Origin of the sequence: Wenyingzhuangia sp. (genome assembly GCF_039768515.1) — a bacterium.
Lineage (GTDB): Bacteria > Bacteroidota > Bacteroidia > Flavobacteriales > Flavobacteriaceae > Wenyingzhuangia.
The window spans coordinates 1-4,314 of the sequence record NZ_JBDNAI010000091.1 but is presented as its reverse complement, the minus strand read 5'-3'; the positions used below and the strand labels follow the sequence as shown (position 1 = coordinate 4,314).

2 protein-coding genes are annotated in these 4,314 nt (G+C 36.9%); one reads left to right on the top strand and one right to left on the bottom strand.

Annotation, left to right across the window (positions count from 1 at the left end; all coding sequences use genetic code 11):
- Window positions 1–242: DEAD/DEAH box helicase (locus tag ABF281_RS06260; RefSeq protein ID WP_347180828.1), on the bottom strand; the 242-nt coding region annotated here is incomplete at its 3' end.
- Window positions 243–448: 206 nt separating this feature from the next.
- Between ABF281_RS06260 and ABF281_RS06255 the strand changes: the two genes are divergently transcribed.
- Window positions 449–4,314 (top strand): glycosyl hydrolase (locus ABF281_RS06255; RefSeq protein ID WP_347180827.1); only part of this gene is annotated, 3,866 nt, incomplete at its 3' end.

Sequence of the window (4,314 nt, the reverse complement as noted above, 5' to 3'; positions counted from 1 at the left end):
GCATTAAGCGCATCAACCTGATCTTTCATCAATGCTATTAATGGCGATATGACCAGTGTTAAACCCTCCAATAAGATAGCGGGTAGTTGAAAGCAAATAGATTTACCCCCACCAGTTGGCATGATCACTAAATTGTCTTCACCATTTAAAATACTCATAATGATTTCCTCCTGTAGTGGACGAAATTTTTCATAACCAAAGTATTTTTTTAAGGTTGTTCTTAATTTTGTCTTTTCTTTCATAGTGTTGTTTTTTTCTTCTGTCGTGTTCAAGGTTAAAAGACATTTATTTTTCTGAATGGATTCTTATTTGCTTGTGAATGAACAAAAAAAATCCAAACAAAGCTTTTTGTAGGGTTTAAGTAGTTGTTATTGGTTTTTTTAGTGGTGAATGGGAAGCATCATTTGTTAGGAATTAGTGTAGTTTTATACAAACTAACAAAACTAACATGAATAAAAAAATAACCAAAGTTGTTTTTCAACTTTTTTTCTTGTGTCTTACTCTTGTAGATGCATCTGCTCAAAAAATTTCTGTAGGTGATGGAAGCTATACAACTTCTTTTCCAGGTACTGACGCTGCAGGTCGAAACGGTTTCCCATCGGGCAGTCCACAAATAATAGGGAATGCAACAGGTAAACCTGTTCCCACAAATGATTGGTGGTCTAAGCTAATTAAAGAAAATCACGCCGCCAATTTATTTAATTATCCCATGACCTTGAAGACAGTCAATGAAGGATTAGTGCTAACTTACATTCCATGGGGTGTAATCGGTGACAATGAGGCCATCAGAATTGGACTTGAAGGATTAAATGCTTCGCAGTCTAAAGTATCGGATTACTCAGATTGGACAGTAACCATGAATTGGAAAGATGCACAGCACGAAATGTCAGCTACCTCAGGGATAGGAATGCCATTTGTTTATTTTGAAAAAAACAATGAAGATAAAGTCGTCATAAAAGTTTCTTCTGGAACCGTTACCATTTCACAGGAAATACTCATCATCAAAAATGCTAGTGGCGGTGCTAATTTTGTTGTCTATGCACCAACGGGAAGTACATGGAGTAATTCAGGTAATTTATACAGTTCAACGCTAGATGAAAAAAACTATTGGTCCGTAGCCATGCTACCTCAAGATCAAAATAATGTAGAGGAGATTGCTAATGACTACAAAAAATATGCATACACATTTCCTAAAACCACAGAAGTTTCATGGTCATATGATAAAACTTCTGCGAAAGTAACGACAGATTTTCAGGTAATAGCCGAAGTCAAAGAGGGTACCCAATCAGAGGTGCTGTTAGGGCTTTTACCTCACCAGTGGGATCACCTTAGTCCAAACTCATCTATACCAAATGGTTATAGTTATCAATCGGTAAGAGGGGAAATAAAGACCTTGGCTTCAAACTCATTTTCGGTAGAAAATAAGTTTAGTGGTATTTTACCAACAATGCCTTACTTAGCCAATTATAGTGATAAGTTTAATCCGTCAGCTTTGGCCTCCAAAATCGATCAGATTAAAAATGATGGTTTGTCTGATTGGACAGATTCATACAATGAAGGTCAAGTCATGAATAGATTGATTCAGTCTGCTAGAATAGCCGATCAAACAGGGGATATTGAATCGAGAGACAAGATGATTGCAACCATCAAAGAAAGATTAGAGGATTGGTTGAGTTATCAATCTGGCGAAAAAGCTTTTTTATTTTATTACAATTCCAATTGGACTGCCCTGTTAGGGTATCCCTCAGGACACGGACAAGATACAAATATAAATGACCATCATTTTCATTGGGGGTATTTCATACATGCAGCTGCATTTATGGAGCAGTATGAGCCAGGTTGGGCCAACAAATGGGGTGATTTTGTCAATCATTTGGTTAGAGATGCTGCAAGTGCAGATAGAAATGATACTAAATTTCCTTTTTTAAGAAATTTCAGTCCTTATGCTGGACATTGTTGGGCGAATGGTTTTGCCACCTTTCCTCAAGGAAATGATCAAGAGTCAACTTCTGAAAGCATGCAATTTAACTCTGCTCTAATTCATTGGGGAACCATAACTGAAAATGATGAAATACGTGATTTGGGCATCTATCTTTACACAACTGAACAAACTGCTGTAGAAGAATATTGGTTTGACATCCACGAAAGAAATTTTAAATCTGACCAAAGATATGGTTTGGTCTCCAGAGTTTGGGGAAATTCATATGATAACGGTACTTTTTGGACCACTGATATCACGGCCTCTTATGGTATTGAATTGTATCCTATACATGGTGGGTCATTGTATTTGGCTCATCACCAAGATTATGTTCAAAAAATATGGAATGAAGTAGAAACCAATACAGGTATTTTGAGTGATAACGATAAAAACCCAAATTTATGGCATGATACTTTTTGGAAATATTTGTCCTTTTCAAATCCAGAAAAAGCAATTGACTTATACAACGCAAGTAAGGATAGAAATTTAAAGTTTGGTGTTTCAGATGTTCAAACTTATCATTGGATTCATGCCATGAATGCATTAGGAACTTTGCAACCACAAATAACTTCTGACTATCCTATAACAGCAGTTTTTGATAAAGATGGGCAGAAAACATACGTGGTTCATAATTATCAAGACAATCCGATAACGGTCAATTTTTCTGATGGCTATCGTATGGAGGTGTTGGCCAACAAGATGAGTACCAGTAAGGATATTGATGTAGAAGGTGTGATTTCTTCTGATTTCGATCAAGCCTATATAGGAGGAAGTGTCAATGTAGAAGTTCAGACGACAGGAGAGGTTACTAAAGTTGCTTTCTATGACAATGGGGTTTTTGTAGCAGAAGATCAGACCAAACCCTATGCACACAAGATCACAGATTTGGAAGTTGGAACCCATGGGTTATCTGCAAAAATATACCAAACAGATGATTTGTTTGTGGTCACTAATAGTGTTTCTGTAGTGGTTGGAATTCAACAACCTTACTCAGGTTCTCCAATTTTGATACCAGGAACATTTGAAGCTGGTCATTATGATAAATATCAAGGTGGCGTTGGTCAAAACATATCTTATGTTGATACCAGTCAAGACAATAAAGGAGAATTTAGATCAGAAGAATATGTAGATGCTACGGTGGTAAATGGTGAAGGTGCAACTGTGGGTTGGGTGGCTCCGGGAGAATGGTTGGAATACACCATTGAGGTTCAAAATGCTGGTTACTACGAGTTGTCATTTAGATATGCTTCTGCAAACTCAAATGGTGGAGGACCGTTTCATTTGGAAATGAACAATCAAAAAATAAGTAGTGATATTTCTGTATCAAAAACTAGTGATACAAATTGGACCACTTTTAGGACCAAAACAGTTTCAAATATTTCTCTTAATAAGGGAGAGCAAATATTGAAAATAGCTTTTGATGGTGGTGAATTTAATCTAGGTAAAATGACGCTAACGTATCAATCTTCCTTTTCTGAAGAACGTCCTTATGCCGATGCAGGGGAACCTATCAAAGTGAGGCTACCTGCCTCTTCAGCATTACTTGATGGTTCAGCTAGCACAGGTGCAAGCGATAAGAGTATGGTTTACGAGTGGGATCAGGTTTATGGTCCTAGTGTAGTAGCGTTTGAAAACAACTCGAGCGCGAAAACAAGCATTACAAATCTTGTAGAAGGGGTGTATAAATTTAGACTGATTGTTGGTTATGATACCTATAAGTCAACTTCTGAAGTTATGGTAATAGTGACAGATTCAGAATTCATTGCTCCTGATGTGAGTATCTCTTCTCCAGCACAAAATATGAATTATATTGAGGGTCAAGAAATTGAGATTATAGCTTTGGCCACCGATTTAGACGGAGAAATTGTTAAAGTTGAGTTTTATGATGGAACTTATAAAATCGGTGAGGACACGACTTTTCCATTTGCTTACAACTGGACAGAAGCGAGTTTAGGATCTCATGACATTACTGCTAAAGCCACAGATAATGATGGAGCGGAATCGATATCGAAAGTCCTTCAGGTTACAGTAGACGAGAAAAAATCATGTAGTGAATTTTCTAGCCAAGCCAGCCAAGGTAGTTTTTCAAAAGGTTATAATATAACTTTTGAGACCATAGGAAGTAATGTCACCATTACGCTTGAGATGTTAGATACAGATAAAAATGGATTGGTCGCATATCTGTGGCAAAAATCACCATTTATAGAAACACCAATGGATCATGTTTCTGGTAAAACATTTACCAAAAAAGTAGGAAATTTAACTGCAGGCCAAACCATTACCTATGCATGTAAAGTTGATTTTGCAGGAGGTTTAGCTGTGACGAAGTTTTTCTC